Source organism: Pseudacidovorax sp. 1753, from assembly GCF_040544975.1.
In the GTDB taxonomy this organism is placed as follows: domain Bacteria; phylum Pseudomonadota; class Gammaproteobacteria; order Burkholderiales; family Burkholderiaceae_C; genus Xenophilus.
This window is the reverse complement of sequence record NZ_JBEPKY010000011.1, coordinates 193803-216917: the sequence shown is the minus strand read 5'-3', so window position 1 is coordinate 216917 and position 23115 is coordinate 193803. Positions and strand designations below refer to the sequence as shown.

Below are 23115 nucleotides of genomic sequence, written 5' to 3'. Positions count from 1 at the left end.
CCACATCAAGGACTTGATCGAAAAAGGCGGTGCATGTTTTGACCAAATGGTCCAAAACGGTTCGCCGCGCTGGGCGAGTGCGCGGCAAGGTGGTGCGCCGCATGCCGGGCCGTGGTGCGTGCGCAGCGGCAGAATCGCGGCTGCCATGCCCAGCAAAACCCGATACCCCGCCGCCCTGGGCGGCACCGCCGACGACCTGGAGGCCGCCTTCTATGACGCGCTGCAGCGCGGCGACGCCGATGCATTGATGGCCTGCTGGGCGGATGAGGAAGACGTGTTCTGCGTCCACCCCGGCGGGCCGCGCCTGGTGGGCGTGGCCGCCATCCGCAGCGCCTTCGAGCAGATGTTCGCCAACGGCGGTGCCGTGCATGCGCGGCCTTCGCATGTGCGCCGCGTCGAAGCCCTGGGCGCCAGCGTGCACAACGTGCTCGAGCGCATCGAGGTGCTCACCGCCGAAGGCCCGCGCCATGCGTTCGTGCTGGCGACCAACGTGTACCTCAAGACCGAGATGGGCTGGCGACTGGTGGCGCACCATGCCAGCCCTGGCACCTCGCGCGAGCCCGACGACGCGGTGGAAGTCCCGGGCCTGCTGCACTGACCCTTCGGATGCAGGCCTTCGTCGCGCCCCGCTGGCTGCCGGGCGGCAATGCGCAGACCATCTGGCCGGCCCTCTTCGGCCGCCGCTACACGGGCGCCGCCCCGGTGTACCGGCGCGAGCGCTGGAACGCGCCGGACGGCGACTTCGTCGATGTGGACTTCCAGGACGCGGCCGATCCGGCCATGGCGCCGCTGCTTGTGCTCTTCCACGGCCTCGAAGGCTCGTCGCGCAGCCACTATGCCGAGGCGCTGGCGGCGGTGGCGCGCGAGCGTGGACTCGGCTTCGCGGTGCCGCATTTCCGCGGCTGCAGCGGTGAGCTGAACCTCGGACCGCGGGCCTACCACTCGGGCGACCATGAAGAGGTGGGCTGGGTGCTGGCGCGTCTGCGCGAACGCAGCCCGGCCGGCGTGCTGGCCGTGGGCGTCTCGTTGGGCGGCAATGCGCTGCTACGCTGGGCCGAGGAGGCCGGCGACAGCGCGGCGGCCGTGGCGCAGGCCGTGGCCGGCGTGAGCGCGCCGCTGGACCTGGCCGCCGGCGCCGATGCCATCGGACGCGGCTTCAACCGGCTGGTGTATGAGCGCATGTTCCTCTCGACCATGAAGCCCAAGGCGCTGGCCAAGCTGGTGCAGCATCCGGGCCTGTTTGATGCCCACCGGCTGCGCGCCGCGCGTCGTCTGCGCGAGTTCGACGATCTGTTCACCGCGCCCCTTCACGGCTTCAAGGACGCGGCGGACTACTACGCCCGCGCGGCGGCCGGGCCGCGGCTGGGCGACATCCGCATTCCGGCGCTGGTGCTCAATGCCCGCAACGACCCGTTCGTGCCCGGCGAGAGCCTCCCGGTGCCGGCGCGGGTGACCAATCCGCGGGTGACTCTCTGGCAGCCGCTCCACGGCGGCCATGTCGGTTTTCCGCAGGGGGGGTGGCCGGGTCATGTGCAGACGATGCCGCAGGCCGTGGTGGACTGGCTGCTGGCGCATCGCTGACCTCTCGCGGGTGCACGAGGCCGGCTCCCGTCGGCTGCCAGTCCGACCTTCAGCCTCGATAGCGCTGTCGGCCTCGGCTCACCCGCGATGGCGGCATGGGCGACACCGCATGGCAACTTCGGCGCGGAGAATGCCGCCATGGATGACATCGTCAAACAGGCACTGGCCAAGTGGCCCAACGTGCCCCACTGCTACGGTTGGCTGGGCCTCGATGCACGCGGCCAGTGGTACATGCGCGATGACCCCACGCAGGCGGCCGGCCCCTTCCCCCAAAGCAAGGGATCGCTGCTGCGGCATGACAAGCTGATCGATTTCATCCAGCGCAACTACGAGCCGGACGCCACGGGCCAGTGGTTCTTCCAGAACGGGCCGCAGCGGGTGTACGTGGAACTGGAGGCCGTGCCGCTGGTGTGGCGCGTGATGGACGACTTTTCGCTCCAGGCGCACACCGGACTGGCGGGCGAATTGCAGCGCGTGCTGCTGGATGCGGAAGGGCGCCTCTATGTCGCAGCACCGGTCGGCCTGGGCATCGTCCATTCGCAGGACATGGGCCTGGCGGCCGACGCGCTCGAGCAGGGCGTCTGGCCGGCGCCCGAGGAAGTGTCGGCCTCCGAACTGCCGACGCGTTTCGGCTTCGTCCGCAGTCCGGCAGCGGCCCGAAGCAAGGCTTGACGCGCGGCGAGCAGGCGCCGCGAGACGCGCCTTGCGCTAAGCCGAAGCGCGGGCACATCGCCGCTGCTGCAGCGCCACCAACGAAAAAGCCGGCGGATGCCGGCTTTCGAGGAGGCCCGAAGGCCTGGGGGTCTGCGCTCTTTATTGCTTGGCCGGCATCGCGCCCGCTGCCGCAGGGGCTGCGGCCGACGTGGCCGATGCATCGCCCACCGGCGCAGCGGCGGCCGGCGCAGCAGGCTCCTCGAACTTGGCGCCGCCCGAGTTGGCCATGTAGGCCGCCGCACGGCTGATCTCCACATCGCTGAAGTCGCCGCCACCCTGGGGCGGCATGGCGCCCTTGCCCTTGAGCGCATGCTCGGTCAGCGTGGCCAGGCCCTGGCCGATGCGAGGGGCCCAGGCCGCGGCATCGCCGAAGTGCGGCGCGCCAGGAATGCCGGGGCTGCCGTGGCAGGCGGCGCATTGGGTCTTGAAGACGGTCTCGCCGTTGGCGAGCGGGCGGTTGGCGTCGCGGATCTCGACCATGCCCACTTTGCGGATGCGCTCGGCGACATCGCGGTCGCGGGCGTCCTGGCTGACGCCGTAGAGGTTCATGTTGTCGCCGGTGGCCGCACCGGAGGGCTTGAGCCCGGACACCACGAAGAAGACCAGCCCCGCAATGATGAGGATGGGGGCCACGAAGCCGAAGAGGACCGCGAGCATCAGCTGCTTGGGATTCTTGATCGGGCCCGTATGCGCCTCTTCGGTGGCCGGAGCCGGGTTTTGCGCGCTCTCGCTCATCGCTGTCCTCGGTATCGGGGGCTATTGGAAAACAGCGTTCGATTATAGGGACGGGGGGTGTGCGGACAGGCCCCGGCTGACCCGGGATAACCCCCGCACACTCCCCGAAAGAAGGACTCCTGATGCAGATCAGCGATCGGCCCGGAGGCCGCTGCCGAACCGGTCGTTTTGGTCCGCGATGCGCCAGCCGGCCTACTGGGCGCCGGCCTGCTGCGTGCTGCTGGTCCAGCCGCCGCCCAGCGTCTTGTAGAGCGTGACCTGGTTCTGCAGCAGCGTCAGCTGGGTCTGCACGGCCGTCTGGCGGGCCGTGAACTGCGAGCGCTGCGCATCCAGCAGGTCGAGCGCGCTGGCCACGCCGTTGCGGTAGCGCAGGTCCGACAGGCGCAGGCGGGTGCCCTCGGCGTCGGCCTGGGCACGCGCGGCGCGGGCCTGCTCGCCCAGCGTCTCGCGGCCCGCAAGGGCATCGGCCACCTCGCGGAAGGCCGTCTGGATCGTCTTCTCGTACTGGGCGACGGCAATGTCGCGGCTGACGCGCGCCGAAGCGAGGTTGGCCGAGTTGGCGCCGGCCGTGAAGATCGGCAGCGTCAGGCTGGGCGCGAAGCTCCAGGCCCGCGTGCCGTCGCCGTTCCAGAGGTTCGAGAAGTCGGAGCTCACCGTGCCGATGGAGGTGGTCAGCGCGATGCGCGGGAAGAAGGCGGCCCGCGCCGCGCCGATGTTGGCGTTGGCCGCGATCAGCTGCTGCTCGGCCGCCCGGATGTCCGGCCGTTCGGTCAACAGGTCCGAGGGCAGGCCGGCCGGCACGTCGGGCATGGCGCGCACGCTGGCCAGGCCGCCGTTGTCGCCGGCCAGGCCTTCCAGTGCACTCGCAGGCACAGGGGCACCCAGCAGCAGCGCCAGGGCGTTCTCGTCCTGGCGGCGCAGGCGGATCTGCTGCGCATAGGTGGCGCGCGCGCTCTCGGCCAGCGAGACGGCCGACTGGTAGTCCAGCTCGGACGCCACGCCGTTGTCGAAGCGCAGCCTGGTCAGCTTGAGCGTCTCCTCGCGCGTGGCCAGCGTCTGGCGGGTGATGGCCAGCAACTCTTCGTCGGCGGCCAGCGTGAGCCAGCCGTTGGCCACCTGGGCGACCAGGCTGATCTGGGTGGCGCGGCGCGACTCCTCGGTGGCCAGCGCACGGGCCTGCGCCGCGGCGCTCAGGCTCTGGATGCGGCCGAAGAAATCGATCTCCCAGGCCGTCACGCCCAGGCCCAACGAATAGCTCGACGACACCTTGGGGGCGGACGAGCTGTAGGCGCGGGCCGAATTCGGCTCGGAGCGCGATCCCGAGGTGGTCAGCCCCACGGTCGGGAAGAGGGCCGCGCGTTGCACGTCGAACTGGGCGCGAGCCTGCTCGATGTTGAGCACGGCCACGCGCAGGTCGCGGTTGTTGTCGAGGGCCGTCTGGATCAGCCCCGCCAGCCGCGGGTCGGAGAAGAAGGCCTGCCAGGGCACGTCCACCGCCGCCTTGGCGCCGCCCGGCTGGGCCGGGTCGCCCGGGAAGGTGGTGGGCACCGGCGCGGCCGGCCGCTCATAGGTGGGGATCAGCGAGCAGCCGCTCATCAGCAGCGCGGCGGCCAGCGCCAGCGGCGCCAGGGGCCCGAAGGGCAGCGTCATCATCGTCTTGGACTCAGCCATGGTTGTCGGCTCCGGATTCTTCCTGAATGCCCGCTTCCTGGGCATGGCGCTTGTTCATGTCCTGCTGGCGCTTGCTGCCCTTGAAGATCGTGCGCACCACCACGAAGAAGATGGGCACGAAGAAAACGGCCAGCGCCGTGCCCGTGAGCATGCCGCCCAGCACGCCAGTGCCGATGGCGCGCTGGCTGGCCGAGCCCGCGCCCGAGGCCAGCACCAGCGGCACCACGCCCAGGCCGAAGGCCAGCGAGGTCATCACGATCGGGCGGAAGCGCAGGTGGGCGGCTTCCAGCGCGGCGGCGATGGCACTCTTGCCCTGCGCCTGCAGGTCCTTGGCGAACTCGATGATCAGGATGGCGTTCTTCGCCGACAGGCCGATGATGGTGATCAGGCCCACCTGGAAGTACACGTCGTTCGAGTAGCCGCGCAGCAGCGTGGCCAGCAGCACCCCCAGCACACCCAGGGGCACCACCAGGATCACCGATAGCGGGATCGACCAGCTTTCGTACAGCGCCGCCAGGCACAGGAACACCGCCAGGATGGCGAAGCCATACAGGATGATGGCCTGCGAGCCGGCGAGCTTTTCTTCGCGCGACTGGCCCGTCCATTCGAAGCCGAAGCCCGCGGGCAGCTGGCCGGCCAGCTTCTCCATCTCGGCCATGGCAGCGCCCGAGCTGTAGCCGGGCGCGGCCTCGCCGCTGATGCGCATCGCGGGGTAGCCGTTGTAGCGCACCGTCTGCTGCGCGCCCTTGATCCAGCGCGTGGTCGCGAAGGAGGCGAAGGGCACCGGCTGGCCTTGCGTGTTGGACGCGTTCAGCCGCAGCAGGTCCTCGGGCTGCATGCGGGCCGGGGCATCGGCCTGCACCACCACGCGCTGCAGGCGGCCGCGGTTCGGGAAGTCGTTGATGTAGCTCGACCCGAGCGCGGTCGACAGCGCGGTGTTGATGGCATCGAAGCCCACGCCCAGGGCCTGTGCCTTGTCGCGGTCGATGTCGATCTGCAGCTGCGGCGCATCCTCCAGGCCGTCGGGGCGCATCGCGGTCAACACCGGGCTCTTCATGGCCATGCCCAGCAGCTGGTTGCGGGCGTTGACCAGCGCGTCATGGCCCTGGCCCGACCGGTCCTGCAGCCGGAAGCTGAAGCCGCTGGCCGAGCCCAGTTCGGGAATCGGCGGCGGGTTGAGCGGGTAGATGAAGGCGTCGCGCACACCCGACAGCGCACCGAAGGCCCGGCCGGCCAGCGCGGAGGCCGAGTTCGCCTCGCCGTCGCGCTCCTTCCAGTCCTTGAGCGTGACGAAGGCGATGCCCGCGTTCTGGCCCTGGCCCGAGAAGCTGAAGCCCAGCACGCCCACGATGCTCTGCACCTGCGGCTGCTTGAGCATGAAGTTCTCGACCTTCTCCATCACCGCCTCGGTGCGCTCCAGCGTGGCGCCTGGCGGCAGTTGCACGTTCACCAGGATGTTGCCCTGGTCTTCCTGCGGCAGGAAGGAGGTGGGCAGGCGCGAGTAGACGAACACCACCCCGCCGATGATGGCCAGGTAGATGATCAGGTAGCGCGCCGCGCGGCGCAGCAGGCGCGACACGAAGCCTTCATAGCCCTTGGCCGTGCGCGAGAAGCCGCGGTTGAACCAGCCGAAGAAGCCGCGCTTCTCGTGGTGGTGGCCCGCTTCGACCGGCTTGAGCAGCGTGGCGCACAGCGCCGGCGTGAGCGACAGTGCCATGAAGGCCGAGAAGGCGATCGAGGCCACCATCACCGCCGAGAACTGGCGGTAGATGTTGCCCGTTGAGCCGGCGAAGAAGGCCAGCGGCACGAACACCGAGATCAGCACCACCGTCACGCCGATGATGGCGCCGGAGATCTGCTGCATTGCCTTGCGCGTGGCCTGCAAGGGTGGCAGGCCTTCCTCGCTCATGATGCGCTCGACGTTCTCCACCACCACGATGGCATCGTCCACCACGATGCCGATCACCAGCACCATGCCGAACATGGTCAGCACGTTGATCGAGAAGCCCAGGGCCAGCAGCGTGCCGAATGTTCCCAGCAGTGCCACCGGCACCACCAGCGTCGGGATGAGCGTGTAGCGCCAGTTCTGCAGGAACAGGAACATCACCAGGAACACCAGCACCACGGCCTCGACCAGGGTCTCGACCACCTGGCTGATGGAGATGCTGATGAAGGCCGAGCTGTCGTAGGGAATGGAGTAGCTCACGCCCTGCGGGAAGAAGCGCTTGAGCTCGTCCATCTTGGCGCGCACCGCCTTGGCGGCCTGCAGCGCATTGCCCGATGGCGACAGCTGCACGCCCAGGCCCACGGCCGGCTTGCCGTTCAGGCGGGCCGAGGTGGCATAGCTCTGGCCGCCGATCTCGATGCGGGCCACGTCCTTGAGCCGCACGGTCGAGCCGTCGGCATTGGCGCGCAGCACGATGTTGCCGAACTGCTCCACCGACGACAGCTGGCCCTTGACCACCACCGTGGCCGCGATGGCCTGGCCGGTGACGTTGGGCAGGTCGCCGATGGTGCCGGAGGCGACCTGGGCGTTCTGGTTGCGGATGGCGGTGTTGACGTCGCCCGCGCTCAGGTTCAGGCCTTGCAGCTTGGCCGGGTCGATCCACACGCGCATCGCCGTCTCGCTGCCGAAGAGCTGCACCTGGCCGATGCCGGGCACGCGCTGCAGTTCGGGCTGGATGTTGCGCGCGGCGTAGTCGCCCAGCTGCGTGGTGTCCACGGCCGGGTTGGTCGACGACAGCATCGTGAACAGCAGGAAGTTGTTGCGCGACTTGTCCACGCGCACGCCCTGCTGCGTCACGGCCGAGGGCAGGCGTGGCGTCGCGCGCGACAGCCGGTTCTGAACGTCCACCTGCGCCAGGTCGGCATTGGTGCCGGGCTCGAAGGTCACGGTGATCGAACCGGTGCCGTCGGCCTGCGCCACCGACTCCATGTAGATCAGGCCGGGCGAGCCGTTCATCTCGCGCTCGATGACCGACAACACGCTGTCTTCCAGCGTCTGGGCCGAGGCGCCGGGATAGGCGGCGTTGATGACGATGGCCGGCGGGGCCACCGGCGGGTACTGGGCGATCGGCAGCTGCGTGATCGCCACGCCGCCCATCACCAGGATGAACAGAGCGATCACCCACGCAAAGATGGGGCGATCGATGAAGAACTTGGCCATAGAAGTGCTCGCGTTCCTTCTTCGTGATCAGTCGGGGTTGCGTGCCGGCGTCATTGCTTGGCCGGTGCGGCCGCTGCCGCGGGGGCCGATGCGCCAGCGGCCGGGGCTGCGGCGGCGGTCGTCGGCGGCTGCCAGGGCACGGCCTTCACCGGCGTGCCGGGCGGCAGCATCTGCAGCTTCTGGAAGCCGTCGACCATCACCTGCTCGCCTTCCTTGAGGCCCTCGGTCACGATCCAGCGGTTGTTCCTGCCGGCGGTGATCTTCACGTTGCGCTTGGACAGCTTGCCGTCCTGGCCCACGATGGTCACGGTGTCGCCCTGGTCGGTGCGCGTGACGGCCTGCTGGGGCACGCTGATGGCCTTGTCGACCTGCGCCTGCTCGGTGCGCACGCGCACGTACATGCCCGGCAGCAGCTCGCCCTTCGGATTGGGCACCTCGGCGCGCAGGGTGATCTGGCCGGTGCTCGCATCCACCGTCAGGTCGGAGAAGAGCAGGCGGCCGCGCTGGGCGAACTCGGTGCCGTCTTCCAGCACGATGCGCACGTCGGCGGCGTCCGGGCCGCTGGCGCGCTGCAGCTTGCCCTGCGCCATCGCGCGGCGCATGCGCATCACCTCGGTCGCCGACTGCGTGAAGTTGACGTAGAGCGGATCGATCTGCTGGATGGTGGCGAGCTGGGTCGCCTCGCCCTGGCCCACCAGCGCGCCCTCGGTCACCAGCGCGCGGCCGATGCGGCCCGAGATGGGGGCTGTGACGGTGGCATAGCCCAGGTTGATGCGGGCCGTGGTCACGGAGGCGCGGCCGGCCAGCACGTCGGCCTCGGCGGCCTTCTGCGAGGCGATGGCGTTGGCATAGTCCTGCTTGCTCACCGCGTTGGCCTCGACCAGGGGCTTGTAGCGATCGGCCAGCGCCTTGGCCTGGGCCGCATTGGCCTCGGCGCGCGCGAGCGTCGCCTCGGCGCTGCGCAGCGTGGCCTCGTAGGGCGAGGCGTCGATCCTGAACAGCGGCTGGCCGGCCTTCACGTCGCTGCCCTCCACGAACAGGCGCTTCTGCAGGATGCCGGCGGCACGGGCGCGCACTTGGGCGACGCGCGTGGCCTCGAGCCGGCCGGGCAGTTCGGTCACCAGTCCGACTTCGCCCGGGGTGGCGACCACCACCCCGACCTCGGGGGCCGGCATGCCGCCGCCCGGAGGACCGCCGGCCGGTGCCGCGGCGTCCTTCTTGCCGCAGGCCACCAGGGCCAGGCTCAGAAGGACCGCGGTGGCGGCGAGGGTCAGGGGCGAACCGGGACGAAACATCGAACGACTTGCAACAACATGCGATGCAGGCATGCGAATCCTCTTGGAGTGGGATTGAAAAAGCGGAGGAAGCGGACGCGCCGCGGATCGATCATGCGTGCAGGCAGATCGGGGCGCCAGAAGCTTGCCGGGGCAGCAAGTTTACATACATTCTTGAATGTATAGTCGCGGCCCTCACGTTTCGGTTTATTTCGTTTTCTTGCCAAGGAGATGCCGTGGTACGGCGCACGAAGGAAGAAGCCCTGGCCACTCGCCATCGCCTGCTCGATGCGGCCGAGCGGCTGTTCCAGGCCCAGGGCGTGTCGCGCACGTCATTGCAGCAGATCGCCGAGGAAGCGGGGGCCACCCGCGGCGCCGTCTACTGGCATTTCAAGGACAAGGCCGACCTCTTCAACGCCATGATGGAGCGGGTCACGCTGCCGATGGAGAAGGGCGTGCGCCAGGCGGCGGCGCCGGCCGGGGTCGATCCGCTGGACCTGATCGAGCAGGGCATGACGCAGGCGCTGGCGCTCATCGCCGACGACCCGCAGGTGCGCCGCGTTTTCCAGATCGCGGTGCACAAGGTCGAGTACACGGACGAGATGGCCTCGGTGCAGCAGCGGCACCTGGGCGCGCGCGATGCGTGCGTCATGGACTTCGAGAAGGCCCTGCGGCTGGCTGCGCGCATGCGCGGGCTGCGGCTGCCGGTGCCGGCCCGCACCGCGGCGCACGGCCTGCATGCCCTGATGTCGGGCCTGATCGACGACTGGCTGCTGGAACCGGCCGCCTTCGACCTCGTGCCCGCGGGCCGTCGGCTCTTCGGTGTCTATCTCGCCGGCCTCGGCCTTCCCCGCGGTGGGGAGGCGGCCGATGCGGCGGCGCCCGTCCTGCCGGCGGGGCGCGCCGAGCACGCCAAGCGCAGAAGATCGGTCATAATGCCGGGTTCGCGGCCGAACTCGGCGCGACTTTCTCGCCGTATTTCAACGGATAGAATTCGGCCCTCCGAAGGCTGAGATCCAGGTTCGATTCCTGGCGGCGGGACCAGACACAAAGCCCGGCTACGTTTCTGACGTAGCCGGGTTTTTCTTTTGTTCTCGCCGATGCGAAGGACCGCGCCCCGGCCCCGGGGCCGACATGCGGCTTCTCGAAGATAAATGAACCAACAAGTTCATTTATGCTTCGGCGATGCGGATGTTCATGCGTTCCCGAGCCCCGGAGCCCGTTCGTGCGGCGGGCCGATTTCAACCGGATGCACAGGCATCGGCTTCGGCCGTTGATGAAGCCGCATGTCGGTCGACAGCCTCGACCTGATCAAGACCTTCCATGAAGTTGCCAGCCGTGGCAGCTTCTCGAAGGCGGCCGTCTCGCTGCAGCTGTCCAAGGCAACGGCCAGCAAGTACGTGGCGGAACTCGAGCGGCGGCTCGGCGTGCGGCTGCTGCACCGCTCCACCCGCGCGATCAGCCTGACCGATGCCGGGCAGCGTCTGCTCGAGCGCAGCACCTACCTCGTTTCCTACGCAGAGGAAATGATGGACGAACTGCGCGAATTCGGATCGCTGCCCAAGGGAGGGCTCACGCTGAGCGCACCCTACGGCCTGATGTTCGGCGGCTTCAGCGACATCATCGCCACCTATGTGCGCAGCTACCCGGACGTGCGGCTCACCCTGCGCTTCACCAACGAACCGATCGATCTCATCCGCGAGGGCGTGGACCTGCACTTCGGCAGCGGCACCATCGCCGACCAGCACCTCATCGCGCGCCGCGTGATGAAGTTCGACCTGGTGCTGTGCGCTGCGCCGGCCTATTGGGAGCGTTTCGGCAGACCGGCCACGCTCGAGGAACTGACACACCACAACGTGCTGCAGTACAGCGCCTGGGCGGCGGCGAGCCTGGCGCCGGCGCGTCGGCCGGACGCGCCGGTCGCCCATCGGCTTGGCGTCATCGAGGTCAACGACCCGGTGGCCGTGGTCCAACTGGCGTTGCGGGGCGTCGGCATCGCGGTCGCTCCCAAGCCCGCCGTGGCGTCCTTCCTGGCGAATGGGGAACTGGTACAGGCCCTGGACGAGCACATGCCCAAGGACCTCTGGGTCTATGCGGCCTATTCCGAGCGACGCCACAAGAGTGCGGCGCTGTCGGCGATGCTGCGCCTCCTGGATCGCTTCGGCCTGGATGTCCAGTGAGCGTGGCGGGACCGCGCTCCGGGTTTCGAAGGATGCCGAAGGTCAGGGTTCAGTCTGCGTGCGCGACGGCCGTGACGGGCGGCCGCTGCGCCGCGGCCCGCGGGTGGGAGCCGGCGCGCACCGCGCCGTCCATGCCGCAGCGGTAGCGGCGCAGCCAGTCTGCATCGACCGTGGGCCGTGCCGGTGCGCGCAGGGCCGCGATGGTGCGCAGATGGCCCGCGTCCCATGGGTCGAGTTCCTCGCCCTCGCTGCCGGCCAGGTCCACCCATTCGGCATCCACGGCCGCCACGCAGCCGATGCCCTCGGGCCACATGGGGCGGCCGAGCGCACGCACCAGATCGGCGAGCCGTTGGCGTTCCTGGTGGGCGTCCGGCGTGCAGGGCCAGGCCACGAAACAGTCCTCGGCCAGCACGGCCACGCGGCGGGGGTCCGTCACGGCCTGGCGCAGGCGGCGCAGCAATTCCCGGCTCGCGCCGGTCGCCACGTCCTCGCCATAGGCGGCGCGGATGGCCCACAGGTCCGGCAGCGTCACCAGCGCCGCGCGCGAGCCCGACAGCTCGCCGCCCGGGCGCGCGCCGTCCGCCCGCGCAGTGGCGCTCCCATACCGCGCCGGCACCGGCGGGAACAGGCAGCGCCGCCCCGCGACGCGCTCGTCGGTGCCTGTTCGCAGCAATGGCAGGGCTTCCAGCATGGCTGTCAATGTAGGAAGCCCCCAGGTCGCTGCCGAGCGGAAACGGCTTCGAAATGACAAGTCGCTGACATCTGCCCACCGCGCCCGTCGAAGGCGCCGCGGCGCCCAGTCAGAGATATGTCAGCCAGTTAACACCTGATGCGCGATGCACCATCGCGGTGAAAGAGGCGCCGCCCAATACTCGTGCCGCCATCAGGAGAGCGGGGATCTGGAAGGGCTGAGGAGGTGGGTGGCCGACGCAGGGCATGCATGCAAGCAATGCCCGGCGCCGGCGTGCCGTGCCTTGGGCTCCTGGCCGCCAAGCCGATGGCAATCCGGCTTGAATCTGTCCAAGGAGAACGTCAGTTGTTTGAAAAGGTCGTGCCCGTCAACAAAGAGCGCCATGCGCAAACGCGCATCAAGGAAATCACGGGCTTTTCCTTCGCCTCCAAGTTCCACATCGCCTACGTCACCATGCACGAGTTCGCCCGTGCCGCGGCGATCTATCCCATCGTCTTCCTCGAAGACAAGGAGAAGGACGAGTTCCGGCCCGTGGCCCTGCTGGGCCTCGATGCGGGCACCAACCTCTTCGTTGGTGCCGACGGCAAATGGGACGCCTCCTATGTGCCGGCGATCATCCGCCGCTATCCCTTCGCGCTGGCCTCGTCCGACAAGGAAGGCCAGTTCACCATCTGCATCGACGAGGGCAGCGAACTGGTGAGCAGCACCGAAGGCAGCCCGCTGTTCGACGACAAGGGCGAGCCCACGCAGGTCATCGAGAACGTCAAGCGCTACCTGTCCGAGCTGCAGCAGATGGACGCGCTGACCCGCGAGTTCGCCAAGTTCCTGGCCGCGCACAACATGCTCACGCCACTGAACATGCGCGTGCGCGAGTCGGCCGGCATCAAGAACATCGCCGGCTGCTACGTGATCAACGAAGAGCGCCTGAACAACCTCTCGGACGAGCGCTTCCTGGAAATCCGTGCCAAGCGCTACCTGCCTGCGATCTATGCGCAGCTGATCTCGCTGGCCCAGATCGAGCGGCTGGTCACGCTGGCCGACAAGCGCGCCGGCAAGTAAGAAGACGCGGGCCGTGCGCAGGCGGGCGTCGACAAGGCGCGGCATGAAGCCGCGCGCAGGCTGGGTCGTGATGCTGGCCGCGGGCGCCTGCGCGCTCGCGCTGCCGGGCGCGGCGGCGCAGTCGGCCGCCGCTTCGGCGGCCGATGCACGCACGCTCACGCCCCGCCGCTTCATCCAGCTGGTGGTGGACCGCAATGCCGAGATCGCCTATGCACGCCTGCAGGCCCGCATCGCCGACCGCGGCCTGGCGGCCGAGGCCTCGCTCTATCAGCCGACGGCCTTCGGCTCGGTGCGCCACGAAAGCCGGCGCCGCCAGCGCACGGCCGAGGAGCAGCTCTCGTCCCTGGCCGCCCGCACCTCGGTGCTGGACGAGATGGTGAACACCGCCGAGGCCGGGCTGCGCATGCGCGCCTCCACCGGCGCGGAGATCAGCACCAGCCTGCAGCGCTCCCTGCGCCGCAACAACCTCATCGAGGCCCTCTACAACGATGGCAGCGACCGCGAGGCCACGGCGCAACTGGTGGTCACCGTGCGCCAGCCGCTGCTCAAGGGCCGCGGCACCGATGCCGTCGAGGCCGACCTGCGCGTGGCCGAACTCGAGCGCGAGGTGGGCTACTGGACCTTCCGCCAGCAGCTGCTCAAGATGGGCAGCGAGGCCCTGTCCGCCTACTGGCAACTGCAGCGTGCGTATCGCTCGCACCCGCTGCGCCAGCGCCTGCTGGACAACGCCCGCGAGGCCCTGGCCGATGCGCGCGAGCGCGCGGCCGCCGGCCGTGTGGCCGTCACCGTCGAGGACGAGGCCCGCGCCCTGCTGTCGATGCGCGAGAGCGAGTTGTTACGCAGCAGCCAGGCCATCGTCGAGGCCGAGGCCCGCATCCGCACGCTGCTGGACCTGCCGCCCGAGGACGGCGCCTGGGCCCTGCCGGCGCTGGCGCCGGTGCCCGGCGACGAGGCCGCAGCCGCCGGGGCCTGGGAGCGCCGCCTCGACCAGTGGCCGCCCTTCCAGATCGCCAGCCTGCGCGTGCGCCAGAACCAGCACCGGCTGGATTTCGCGCGCAACCAGGCCCAACCACAGCTGGACCTGCAGGCCAACTGGGGCTCGCACGGCCTGGGCCGCAATCCCCATTCGGCCATGAACCCCGTGCCCCACAACCGCTACCCCGACTGGTACGTGGGCCTGTACTACGAGCAGCCGCTGGGCGGTACCACGCGCCCCGAGGCCCAGTACCAGGGCCAGCAGCTCAAGCTGGAGCAGGCCGAGCTGGAGGCACGCAACGCCCGCATCGGCTTCGCCAACGACTGGCGCAGCCGGTCCGAGGCGCTGCAGCTGGCCCGGCGCGACGTCGAGCAGCTGCGCGCCGACCTCGACAGCCGCGGCCGCCTGCTGCGCGCCGACGAGTCGGGCCTGCGCGACCAGCTGGTGCCGCGCGCCCGCGTGCTGCGCCGCGAGGCCGAGACGCTGGAAAGCGAGCTGCGCCTGATCGAGGGCGAGGCCCGGCTGTGGACGGCCCTCACCCTGTTCCAGCAGTCCGAAGGGCTGCTGCTCACCGCCTACGGCGTGGACGTCACATGGCAATGAAACGACGCCCCGGCACCGATCGCCTGCGGGGTCGGCACGCCGCCGCCCTCGATGTGCGCGCCGCGGCCTTCGGCCTGCTGCTGCTGGCCGCCAGCGCCGCGCTGCATGCGCGCGAATTCACCGGCCTGGTCCATGCGCGGCACGACCTGCTGCTGAGCGTGAGCGTGCCCGGCGTCGTGGCCCGCGTGCCCGTGGCCGTGGGCCAGCGGGTGGAGGCACGCACGCCGCTGCTCTACATCGACGAGCGCATCCAGGCCACCGAGGTTCAGCGGCGCCGGGTGATGCTGGACGACCTCTCCGAGCTGCGTGCCACCGAGGAGCGCGTGCGCACCCTCGCGCCGCTGTACGAGGACACGCGCAAGCTGCTCAACGCCCGCGGCGCGGTCAGCCGCGACGAGGTCGCGCGGCTGGAGCTGGACCTGGTCACCGCGCGCGGCCGCGTCGCCCAGTTGCAGGCGCAGAAGGTGCGCGAGCGTGTCGAGCTGGCTGCGGCCGAGCAGGAGCGCGAGTTGCGCCGCCTGAGCGCCCCCGTGGCCGGCGTGGTCACGCGCGTGGACACCGACGTGGGCGAATGGGCCAAGCCCGGCGACGCGCTGATCCAGCTGGTGGACGCCGACAACTGCTACCTCAAGCTCAACCTGCCGCCGGCCGCCGCGCTGCCGCTCAAGGCCGGCGCCGAGCTGCCGGTGCGCTTCGACCCGGCCACGGGCGTGGCACCGGTGCGCGCCCGTGTCAGCTACATCGCGCCCGTCATCGACGCCGCGAGCGGCCTGGTCGAGGTGCGGCTGGGCTTCGCCAACCCGAAGGGCGCGGTGCCCGCGGGCATCAAGGGCATCGTGGACCTTCAGGAAGGGAGCCGCTGATGGGCGCGGCCGACCATCCCCACACGCTCGGCGCGCCGGACGCGCTGGGGCTGGTGCAGGCCCTGCAGGCGCTGCGCCGCCGCTCCAGTGGCGAGCCCGGCTTCTGGGACGAGTACGCCGCGGGCCTGCGTCACCTGTGCCGCGCCCGCCGCGTGTGGATCGCCGGCCGCGTCGATGCCACCGCCGATCCCGTGCTGGCCGACGGCAGCGGCTGGCAGTGGCTGGGCGCCGCCGCCGAGGCGGCCCTGCCCGTGGCGGGTGCGCTCGATGCCGCCACGCTCGCCAGCCTGCAGGCCCTGGCGCCGCGTGCGGCCGACAAGGGCTTTGCGCTGATGCCCGTCACGCACGAGGGCGTCGCGTTGTTCCACCTGGCCGTGCGGCAGGCCGGCGAGCGGCCGGTGCTGGCCCTCATCGAGATTCCCCAGCGCGAGCGCGCCAGCCTCAACGAACTGGCCCTGCGCGCCCAGCTCGTGGCCGACATGCCGGGCGTCGGCGCCCCGGCCGGCGCGCCGGTGGGTGAGGGCGTCCCGGCCGCCTCGCCCACGCTGCCCGCGCTGCTGGCGCTGGCCACCGAGGTGCAGCGCGAGGCCCACGGCAGTGCCGCCCGGCTGGCCCTGGTCAACGGCCTGGCCGCCCTCTGCGGCGCCTCGCACGTGGCCCTGGGCTGGGTCGACGAGGGCCGTGCGCAGCTGGCCGCCATCAGCCACCTGGATCGCTTCGAGGCCGGCACCGACCTGGTCGCCCTGGTCGAGGCCGCCATGGACGAGAGCCTGGCGCACGAGGGCGTGCTGCAGGCCGACCAGGCGCCCGTGCTGCAGCGCCTGGGCGAGGCCCTGGGCCTGCCCGCGGCGTGCGCCATGGCCATCGGCCCCGAGGACGGCCCGCCCGAGGCCGTGCTGCTCTTTGCGCTGCCCGAAGGCCGCGGCGTGGACGAGCCCGGCCTGGCCCGGGTGCGTGGCATGGCCGCGCTGGTGCTGCCGCGCCTGGCCGAGCTGCGCCAGCGCGAGCGCTGGTGGGGCCTGCGTGCGCGCGACGCCCTGCGCTTGCGCCTGGCGTCCTGGCTGGGGCCGCGCCATGTGTGGCCCAAGGCCGTGGCCGTCGCGGCCGGTCTGTTCGTGCTGTATGCCGCCTTCGGCACCTGGGATTACCGCGTGCACGGCACCGGCCAGCTCGCCACCGACAGCACGCGGTTGCTGGCGGCCGGCTACGACGGCCGCGTCGACAGCGCCGAGGCCAGTGCCGGCGAGCGTGTGCAGGGCGGCCAGCTGCTGGCCACGCTCGACACGCGCGAGCTGCGCCAGCAGGAGAACGATGCCGATGCCGAGATGCGCCGCTTCGGCGCCGAGGCCGACAAGGCCCGCGCCGCCGCCGCCTGGGCCGAGATGGAAGTGGCCAGCGCCCGCCAGCGCCAGGCCCAGGCGCGCCTGGCCCGCGTGCGCGAGGCGCTGTCCCAGGCCGAAGTGCGTGCGCCCTTCGACGGCGTGATCGTCGAGGGCGAGCGCAAGGACCTGCTCGGCGCCCCGGTCAAGAAGGGCGACAAGCTCTTTCGCATCGCCCGCGTCGAAGGCCTGTACGTGGTGGCCACCGTGCCCGAGGGCGACATGCCCCTGGTGCCCGCGCAGGCCAGCGGCGAGCTGGTGCTGGTCAGCGACCCCGACCGCCGCATCCCGCTGCGGGTGACGGCGGTGATCCCCGTGGCCCAGACCAAGGGCCAGGACGGCAACCAGTTCCTGCTGCGCGCCGAGATGCAGCAGCCCGCCGCCGACTGGTGGCGGCCGGGCATGAGTGGCGCCGTGCGCATCGACGCGGGCGAACGCAACGTGGCGTGGATCCTGACCCACCGGCTGGTGGACAAGCTGCGCCTGTGGCTGTGGTGGTAGCGGAGCGCACACGACATGCCCGGCGCCGCCTTCAGTGACACCTGGTACCGCGTGGCCGGCCAGCGCGTGGCGCTGCAGCCGGCCGTGCAGGCGCGGGCCCAGCGCTACCGCGGCCAGCTGTGGTTCGTGCTGGAGGACGTCTACGCCCACCGCTTCTTCCGCGTCACGCCGCAGGCCTACGACTTCGCCCGCGCGCTCGACACCGGCCGCACCGTCGACGAGGTCTGGCGCGAGTACGTGCGCGTGCACGGCGCCGCCGCGCCGGGGCAGGACGAGGTGGTGCGCCTGCTGTCGCAGCTGCACGTGTCCAACATGCTCGTGACGGCCGGCTCGCCCGACAGCCATGCCATCGACGAGCGCAGCCGCCGCCAGAAGGACCGCGAGCTGCAGGGCAAGCTGCTGTCCTTCCTGTACGTGCGGGTGCCGGTGTTCAACCCCAACCGGCTGCTCGACCGCCTGCGTCCGCTCGTCATGGCCTGCACCGGCCGCGCCGCGGGCGTGGTGTGGCTGCTGGCCGTGCTGGCCGGCGTGTGGACGGCGGTGGAGCATTCCGAGCGCCTGGGCCGCCATGCCGACGGCGTGCTCTCGCTGTCCAACCTGCCCTGGCTCTACCTGGGCATGACGCTGCTGAAGGTGCTGCACGAGACGGCGCATGCCTTCGTGGTCAAGCGCTACGGCGGGCAGGTCCACACCTTCGGCGTGATGTTCCTCATCTTCACGCCGCTGCCCTACGTGGACGCCACCGCCACCTGGGGCTTCGGCAGCCGCTGGCGGCGCGCCTACGTGGGGCTGGCGGGCGTGGCCACCGAGCTGTTCTTCGCCGCCCTGGCCACGCTGCTGTGGGCCCACACGGCCGAGGGGCCGCTCAACGGGCTGGCCTTCAACATCATGTTCATCGGCTCGGTCTCGGCGCTGCTGTTCAACGGCAACCCGCTGCTGCGCTTCGACGCCTACTACGTGCTCACCGACCTGGTGGAGATGCCCAACCTCTACCAGAAGGGCCAGCAGCAGGTGCTGGCCTGGTGCGACCGCGTGCTGCTGGGCAACCGCGCCGCTGCCGGCCCCGCCACCGATGCGACCGAGCGCCTGTGGTTCACCGCCTACGGCTGGGCCAGCTTCGCCTACCGCCTGCTGCTGAGCGCGACCATCCTGCTGACCACGCTGGACAAGTGGTTCGGCGTCGGCCTGGCGCTGCTGGCCACCACCGTCGTCACGCTGCTGGTGCTGCCGGGGCGCAAGTTCGCCGCCTACCTGGCCGGCCCGGCCGTGGCCGGGCGCCGCACGCGCGCCGTGGGCACCGTGGCGGGCCTGGTGCTGGTGGCCTACGTGCTGGCCGCCTGGGTGCCGCTGCCCCATGCGGTGCGCGTGCCCGGCGTGCTGGAGGCGCAGCGCCGCGCGCTGCTCTTCGTCGAATCGCCCGGCGTGCTCACCGAGCTTCGCGTGCGCCACGGCCAGAGCGTGCGCCGCGGCGAGGTGCTGGCCGAGCTGCGCAATCCCGACCTCGACCTCAACATCGACCTGGCCGCCCTGCAGCTGGATGAGCTGCGCACCCTGCAACTGCAGTCCCTGCAGCGCACGCCCGCCGACGCCGCGCCGCTGCAGGTGCGCATCGACGCCACCCGTCAGCAGCTGGACGAACTGCGCGCCCTGCGCGAGCGCCTCACCGTGCGCGCCCCGCAGGACGGCGAATGGGTGGCGCCCCAGCTGCACGAGCGCCGCCAGGCCTGGATCGAGCGCGGCCAGTTGCTGGGCGAGGTGGTCGATGCCGGCCACTACCGCTTCAGCGCCGTGCTGGCGCAGGGCGACGCGGCCGACCTGTTCGGCGCGCCGCCGGTGGCCGGCGAGCTGCGGCTGGCCGGCCAGGCGGGGCGGGGCATCGCCGTGCAGCGGCTGGAGGTGATCCCCTACCAGCGCGAGCGCCTGGCCTCGCCGGCCCTGGGCCTGCCCGGCGGCGGCGAGGTGGCCGTGCGGCCGGACGACAGCACCGGCACGCTGGCGGCCGAATCCTTCTTCGAGCTGCGTGCACCGCTGCCCGCCGGCGCGCCGGCCACCACCTATGCCGGCATGTCCGGCGTGCTGCGGGTGGCCCTGCCCGCGCAGCCGCTGTGGGATCGCTTCCACAAGGGCTTCCTGCAACTGCTGCAGAAGAGGTACGCGCTGTGATCCTGCCCGGCGCCGATGCCTCCCACGACAGCACGCCGGCCGCGCCCGCGCTGCGCTCGCCCTGGGCCGGACGCAGCACGCTGCCGGGCTGGTGGCGCCTGCAGGCCTGGCGCCGGCAGGCGATGCTGGCCGCCCTGCTGCAGGCGGCCCGCGCCGCCGAGCCGCCGTTGCAGCGGCTGGACGACGAGGCGCTGGCGGCATGCGCGCGCCAGGCCCGCCACGCCCTGCGCGCCGCCGTCCTGCGCGCCGGCGAGGCCGCCACGAGCGCCACCGTGCCCGCGTGGGGCGCGGCTGCCGCGGCGGCGGCCGAACTGGCCTCGCGCAGCCTGGGCCAGCGGCCCGCGCCGGCCCAGCTGCAGGCCGCCCTGGCCATGGCGCAGGGCCGGCTGGTCGAGGCCGGCCCCTGCAGCGGCAAGAGCCTCGCCATCGCGCTGGCCGCCGTGCTGGGCGCCTGGGCCGGCCGCCGCTGCCACGTGGTGAGCGGCAACGAACTGCTGGCCGCGCGCCATGCCGCCGCCTTCGGGCCGCTGTACCTGCGCTGCGGCGTGCCCTGCGCCGTGCTGCCGCCGCAGGCCGCGCCCGAGGCGGCCCCGCAGGCCTACGGCGCACAGGTGCTGCTCGTCACCGCCCGCCGCCTGCTGGCCGACCGGCTGCGCGATCCCGCGCTGTGGCCGCGCGCCACGCCCTGCTGGGCCCTGGTGGACGACGCCGACCGCGTGCTCATCGACGACGCGGCGCATCCCCATGTGGCCAGCGAGCCCGGCCACAACCCGCTGCTGCTGGAGGCCATCGCCTGTGCGCAGGGGCTGGCCGAGGGCTTCCGTGCCGGCGAGCACTACCACGATCGCGGCCGGCTGCTGCGCTTCACCCCCGCGGGCCAGGCGCTGCTGGCCGAGGTGGAGGCGCGGCTGCCGCCCTTCTGGCGCGCGCCGCGCCGGCGCGACGAGCTGCTGATGCAGGCGCTGGTGGTGCGCGACCGGCTGGTGCGCGGCCGCCACTACGACGTGCAGCCAGGCCCGGCCGGCGGCGCGCGCATCGTGCTGGGCGGCGAGCTGCCGCTGGCGCAGCTGGTGCCCGAGCGCAGCCTGCACACCGGTCTGCTGCAGGCGCTGGAGGCGCGCGAGGGCCTGCCCCTGTCGCATCCGCCCGCCACCCGCGGCCGGCTGTCGCACCAGGAGCTCTTCGGCGGCTACCGGCTGTTGGGCGGCATCGCCTTGTCGCTGCGCGGGCTGGAGTCCGAGCTGTGGCGCATCTACGGCGCCGTGGTGCTGCGCCAGCCGCGCACGGCCCCGCCGCTCGCCCTGCGGCATGCCCTGGCGGCGACCGATGACGAGGTGCGTGCCCGCCAGGCCGCCGAGGCCGTGGCCGAGGCCGTGCGGCAGGGCGCCGCCGTGCTGGTGGGTCTGCGCCGCATGGAGAGCTTCCGCCTGCTGGTGCCCGCGCTGCGCGCCCATGGCCTCAGCCCCGCCGTGCTGGGCGCCGCCGCCCCGGGCCCCGACGACGGGCTGCTGCGTCCCGGCGAGGTCGTGCTGGTGCCCGAGCCGCTGCTGGCCGGCCTGGATGTGCGCGTATTGCCGGCCGCCACGCCGCTGCAGCTGCTGCTGCCCGAGCCGCTGGATTCGGCCCGCACCGAGGCGCTCTTCCATGCCCGTGGCCAGCGGCTGCCGGCGCCGCGCCGCGGCCTTCGGCTGTGGTCCGCCCCCGCCGGCACGCCGCTGGCGGCCGCCGTCGCGCGGCTGGAGTCGGCCCTGCCGGCGCGCCTGGCCGATCCCCTGGCGCTGGTGCTGCTGCGCACCGGCTTGCGCCTGCAGCGCGCCGTTGCCGCGCGCCAGGCGCGCCGCCAGCGGCGCCAGCTCTTCCTGCACGAGCAGCAGCTCGTGCTCCAACTCTCCTTCGCCGCCCGCGGCGAAGCCCCTGTCCTGCGAGGTGAACTGCATGCCCCCCTTCCTTGAACCGATGCGCGCCCTGCGCCGCGCGCGCCCCTGGCCGCTGCTCGTGCTGGCCCTTGCCGGCTGCGGCGGAGGCGGCGGCGGCGGTGGTGGCGGCGGCTTCTTCCTGCCGGTGCCCGAGACGCCGCTGGTGCTCAGCATGGCCGACAGCGTCGCGCTGGAGTCCGGCAACGGCATCATCTTCACGGTCAAGGTCGAGTCCGGCCCTAACGTGGACAAGACCATCACCTTCACCACGGCCGACCTGGCACCCAACCTGGCCGCCAAGCCGGTGGCGGGCTATGCCCGCGGCGGGGCCAACTGCCCCGCCGGCGGCGACTACGTGGCCGCCAACGGCACCTCGCTGCGGGTGCCGGCCGGCGCCTCCAGCGTGACCTTCGCCATCCCGCTGTGCGACGACGGCACCTTCCAGGCCAACAAGCGCTTCCGCGTGAGCATCGGCGGCGCCTCCAATTCGCCGGTGGCCTACGGCACCATCCTCAACGACGATGCGGGCGGCCTCAACGACACCGGCATCGCCCAGTGCTACACGGCGGCGGGCGCGGCGGTGGCCTGCCCGGCCAGCGGCCTCGCGGGCCAGGATGCCGAATACGGCCGCGACAGCCGGGCCCTGACCGGCGGCGGCAGCGACGGCCCGGCCGGCTTCAGCTATGCCAAGGTCTCGGCCAGCGGCCAAGCCATGGCCTCCGGGGCCAGCGGCTGGGCCTGCGTGCGCGATGCGGTCACCGGCCTGATGTGGCAGGTGCAGCAGGGCGTGAGCCAGCCGGCCGCCACCGCCTTCGCCGACGTGCAGGCGCAGATCGACGCCGCCAATACCGCCCGCCTGTGCGGCGCCAGCGACTGGCGCCTGCCCGAGGTCGGCGAGCTGGACAGCCTGGTCAACGCCGGCCGCAGCAGCGGCGTCGCCGCCACCACCGAGTGGTTCTCCGACCTGGCCGGCCTGGGCAACCAGGCGCGCTCGGTGTTCTGGAGCAACACCACCTATCCCGACGACGCGCAGACCGCCTGGGTGGTGGACTTCTCGCTGGGCATCGTGGGCCCGCGCAACAAGGCCGATTCGCCCGGCAATGCCGTGTCGCTGCGGCTGGTCAGCGGCGGCAGCGCGCCGGCCCTGTCGTCGGCGGCGCCGTGCACCGCCGACTCGGCCAAGTCGGCGTCCGACCGCTACAGCACACCCGGCGACGGCACAGTCACCGACCGGCGCACCCAGCTCATGTGGGCGCAGTGCCCGCAGGGCCAGAGCGGCGGCAGCTGCGAGTCGGGCAGCGCCGCCAGCTTCAGCTGGAGCGGCGCGCTGGCGCAGGTGGCGGCCGCCAATGCCGCGGGCTGGCTGGGCTACAGCGACTGGCGCCTGCCCAACCGCAATGAGCTGGCCTCGCTGGTGGAGCGCAACTGCCGGGCGCCCGCCTTCAACCGCGCGTACTTCCCCAACAGCGCAGGCGCCAGCTACTGGAGCAGCTCGCCGGCGGTGCCCAGTGCGGGCAGCGCCTGGTACGTGGACTTCGTCGATGGCGACGTGGCCATCGCGGACATGGCGGGCAACCGCCGGCTGAGGCTGGTGCGGGCGGGCCAATGACAACCGGCTGCCGGCTGGCGCCGCGCCCCCGTGC

The 23115-nt window shown here is 71.8% G+C and carries 17 protein-coding genes and 1 tRNA gene; 13 read left to right on the top strand and 5 right to left on the bottom strand.

Annotation, left to right across the window (positions count from 1 at the left end; all coding sequences use genetic code 11):
- The first annotated feature begins 145 nt into the window (after positions 1–145).
- The 3 genes from ABIC63_RS15775 to ABIC63_RS15765 all read left to right on the top strand — a co-directional run bounded on the left by ABIC63_RS15775 (position 146) and on the right by ABIC63_RS15765 (position 2253).
- The gene (locus ABIC63_RS15775; RefSeq protein WP_354320442.1) at positions 146–598 is read left to right on the top strand and encodes a YybH family protein; all 453 of its coding nucleotides are present in this window, start codon (positions 146–148) and stop codon (positions 596–598) included.
- Between the two features lie 8 nt (positions 599–606).
- Positions 607–1581, top strand: a complete 975-nt coding sequence (locus ABIC63_RS15770; RefSeq protein WP_354320441.1) for a YheT family hydrolase — start codon at positions 607–609, stop codon at positions 1579–1581.
- 138 nt (positions 1582–1719) lie between these two features.
- Positions 1720–2253 (top strand): DUF2946 family protein, encoded by a 534-nt coding sequence (locus ABIC63_RS15765; protein ID WP_354320440.1) that lies wholly within the window; start codon positions 1720–1722, stop codon positions 2251–2253.
- A gap of 141 nt (positions 2254–2394) precedes the next feature.
- Here ABIC63_RS15765 and ABIC63_RS15760 read toward each other — a convergent pair whose 3' ends face one another.
- The 4 genes from ABIC63_RS15760 to ABIC63_RS15745 all read right to left on the bottom strand — a co-directional run bounded on the left by ABIC63_RS15760 (position 2395) and on the right by ABIC63_RS15745 (position 9195).
- The gene (locus ABIC63_RS15760) at positions 2395–3030 is read right to left on the bottom strand and encodes a c-type cytochrome (RefSeq protein WP_354320439.1); all 636 of its coding nucleotides are present in this window, start codon (positions 3028–3030) and stop codon (positions 2395–2397) included.
- 192 nt (positions 3031–3222) lie between these two features.
- The gene (locus tag ABIC63_RS15755; protein WP_354320438.1) at positions 3223–4701 is read right to left on the bottom strand and encodes an efflux transporter outer membrane subunit; all 1479 of its coding nucleotides are present in this window, start codon (positions 4699–4701) and stop codon (positions 3223–3225) included.
- Entirely contained in the window at positions 4694–7867 is a 3174-nt protein-coding gene (locus ABIC63_RS15750; RefSeq protein WP_294367987.1) for an efflux RND transporter permease subunit, read from the bottom strand. Before ABIC63_RS15750 ends, ABIC63_RS15755 begins: the two co-directional genes overlap by 8 nt.
- Positions 7868–7917: 50 nt before the next feature.
- Complete coding sequence (locus ABIC63_RS15745; RefSeq protein WP_354320437.1) at positions 7918–9195, bottom strand: efflux RND transporter periplasmic adaptor subunit; 1278 nt, start codon at positions 9193–9195, stop codon at positions 7918–7920.
- On the opposite strand from ABIC63_RS15745, the gene ABIC63_RS29930 reads away from it, so the two are divergent.
- The 3 genes from ABIC63_RS29930 (at position 9186) to ABIC63_RS15730 (ending at position 11321) form a co-directional block, all read left to right on the top strand.
- Complete coding sequence (locus ABIC63_RS29930; RefSeq protein ID WP_476347109.1) at positions 9186–10154, top strand: TetR family transcriptional regulator; 969 nt, start codon at positions 9186–9188, stop codon at positions 10152–10154. The genes ABIC63_RS15745 and ABIC63_RS29930 overlap by 10 nt on opposite strands.
- Positions 10111–10185: transfer RNA gene (locus ABIC63_RS15735), tRNA-Arg, on the top strand. Before ABIC63_RS29930 ends, ABIC63_RS15735 begins: the two co-directional genes overlap by 44 nt.
- A gap of 242 nt (positions 10186–10427) precedes the next feature.
- Positions 10428–11321 (top strand): LysR family transcriptional regulator, encoded by an 894-nt coding sequence (locus tag ABIC63_RS15730; protein ID WP_294367990.1) that lies wholly within the window; start codon positions 10428–10430, stop codon positions 11319–11321.
- Positions 11322–11370: 49 nt separating this feature from the next.
- On the opposite strand, the gene ABIC63_RS15725 is transcribed toward ABIC63_RS15730, so the two are convergent.
- Positions 11371–12012, bottom strand: coding sequence for a hypothetical protein (locus ABIC63_RS15725; protein ID WP_294367994.1), 642 nt, complete (start codon positions 12010–12012; stop codon positions 11371–11373).
- 345 nt (positions 12013–12357) lie between these two features.
- On the opposite strand from ABIC63_RS15725, the gene ABIC63_RS15720 reads away from it, so the two are divergent.
- The 7 genes from ABIC63_RS15720 to ABIC63_RS15690 are packed head-to-tail and all read left to right on the top strand — an operon-like array spanning position 12358 to position 23081.
- Entirely contained in the window at positions 12358–13071 is a 714-nt protein-coding gene (locus tag ABIC63_RS15720) for a SapC family protein (protein WP_114801439.1), read from the top strand.
- Positions 13072–13114: 43 nt separating this feature from the next.
- On the top strand, positions 13115–14650 hold the full coding sequence (locus ABIC63_RS15715) for a TolC family protein (RefSeq protein WP_354320436.1): 1536 nt from the start codon (positions 13115–13117) through the stop codon (positions 14648–14650).
- Positions 14647–15513, top strand: a complete 867-nt coding sequence (locus ABIC63_RS15710) for an efflux RND transporter periplasmic adaptor subunit (protein ID WP_294368002.1) — start codon at positions 14647–14649, stop codon at positions 15511–15513. Before ABIC63_RS15715 ends, ABIC63_RS15710 begins: the two co-directional genes overlap by 4 nt.
- Positions 15513–17393 carry an efflux RND transporter periplasmic adaptor subunit gene (locus ABIC63_RS15705; RefSeq protein WP_354320435.1) on the top strand — a complete coding sequence of 627 codons (1881 nt, stop codon included), beginning with the start codon at positions 15513–15515 and terminating at the stop codon, positions 17391–17393. Before ABIC63_RS15710 ends, ABIC63_RS15705 begins: the two co-directional genes overlap by 1 nt.
- Positions 17394–17408: 15 nt before the next feature.
- Positions 17409–19556, top strand: a complete 2148-nt coding sequence (locus tag ABIC63_RS15700; RefSeq protein ID WP_354320434.1) for a biotin/lipoyl-binding protein — start codon at positions 17409–17411, stop codon at positions 19554–19556.
- A complete protein-coding gene (locus ABIC63_RS15695) occupies positions 19553–21508 on the top strand; it encodes a preprotein translocase subunit SecA (protein ID WP_354320433.1) in 1956 nt (651 codons plus the stop codon). Before ABIC63_RS15700 ends, ABIC63_RS15695 begins: the two co-directional genes overlap by 4 nt.
- Positions 21492–23081, top strand: coding sequence for an Lcl C-terminal domain-containing protein (locus ABIC63_RS15690; protein WP_354320432.1), 1590 nt, complete (start codon positions 21492–21494; stop codon positions 23079–23081). The genes ABIC63_RS15695 and ABIC63_RS15690 overlap by 17 nt, the downstream gene beginning before the upstream one ends.
- Positions 23082–23115: the final 34 nt, after the last annotated feature.

Excerpts from the sequence above, each read along its gene's own strand:
- ABIC63_RS15775 (WP_354320442.1), top strand. The coding sequence starts at position 146 with ATGCCCAGCAAAACCCGATACCCCGCCGCCCTGGGCGGCACCGCCGAC.
- ABIC63_RS15770 (WP_354320441.1), top strand. The coding sequence starts at position 607 with ATGCAGGCCTTCGTCGCGCCCCGCTGGCTGCCGGGCGGCAATGCGCAG.
- ABIC63_RS15765 (WP_354320440.1), top strand. The coding sequence starts at position 1,720 with ATGGATGACATCGTCAAACAGGCACTGGCCAAGTGGCCCAACGTGCCC.
- ABIC63_RS15760 (WP_354320439.1), bottom strand. The coding sequence starts at position 3,030 with ATGAGCGAGAGCGCGCAAAACCCGGCTCCGGCCACCGAAGAGGCGCAT.
- ABIC63_RS15755 (WP_354320438.1), bottom strand. The coding sequence starts at position 4,701 with ATGGCTGAGTCCAAGACGATGATGACGCTGCCCTTCGGGCCCCTGGCG.
- ABIC63_RS15750 (WP_294367987.1), bottom strand. The coding sequence starts at position 7,867 with ATGGCCAAGTTCTTCATCGATCGCCCCATCTTTGCGTGGGTGATCGCT.
- ABIC63_RS29930 (WP_476347109.1), top strand. The coding sequence starts at position 9,186 with ATGCAGGCATGCGAATCCTCTTGGAGTGGGATTGAAAAAGCGGAGGAA.
- ABIC63_RS15745 (WP_354320437.1), bottom strand. The coding sequence starts at position 9,195 with ATGCCTGCATCGCATGTTGTTGCAAGTCGTTCGATGTTTCGTCCCGGT.
- ABIC63_RS15730 (WP_294367990.1), top strand. The coding sequence starts at position 10,428 with ATGTCGGTCGACAGCCTCGACCTGATCAAGACCTTCCATGAAGTTGCC.
- ABIC63_RS15725 (WP_294367994.1), bottom strand. The coding sequence starts at position 12,012 with ATGCTGGAAGCCCTGCCATTGCTGCGAACAGGCACCGACGAGCGCGTC.
- ABIC63_RS15715 (WP_354320436.1), top strand. The coding sequence starts at position 13,115 with ATGAAGCCGCGCGCAGGCTGGGTCGTGATGCTGGCCGCGGGCGCCTGC.
- ABIC63_RS15710 (WP_294368002.1), top strand. The coding sequence starts at position 14,647 with ATGAAACGACGCCCCGGCACCGATCGCCTGCGGGGTCGGCACGCCGCC.
- ABIC63_RS15705 (WP_354320435.1), top strand. The coding sequence starts at position 15,513 with ATGGGCGCGGCCGACCATCCCCACACGCTCGGCGCGCCGGACGCGCTG.
- ABIC63_RS15700 (WP_354320434.1), top strand. The coding sequence starts at position 17,409 with ATGCCCGGCGCCGCCTTCAGTGACACCTGGTACCGCGTGGCCGGCCAG.
- ABIC63_RS15690 (WP_354320432.1), top strand. The coding sequence starts at position 21,492 with ATGCCCCCCTTCCTTGAACCGATGCGCGCCCTGCGCCGCGCGCGCCCC.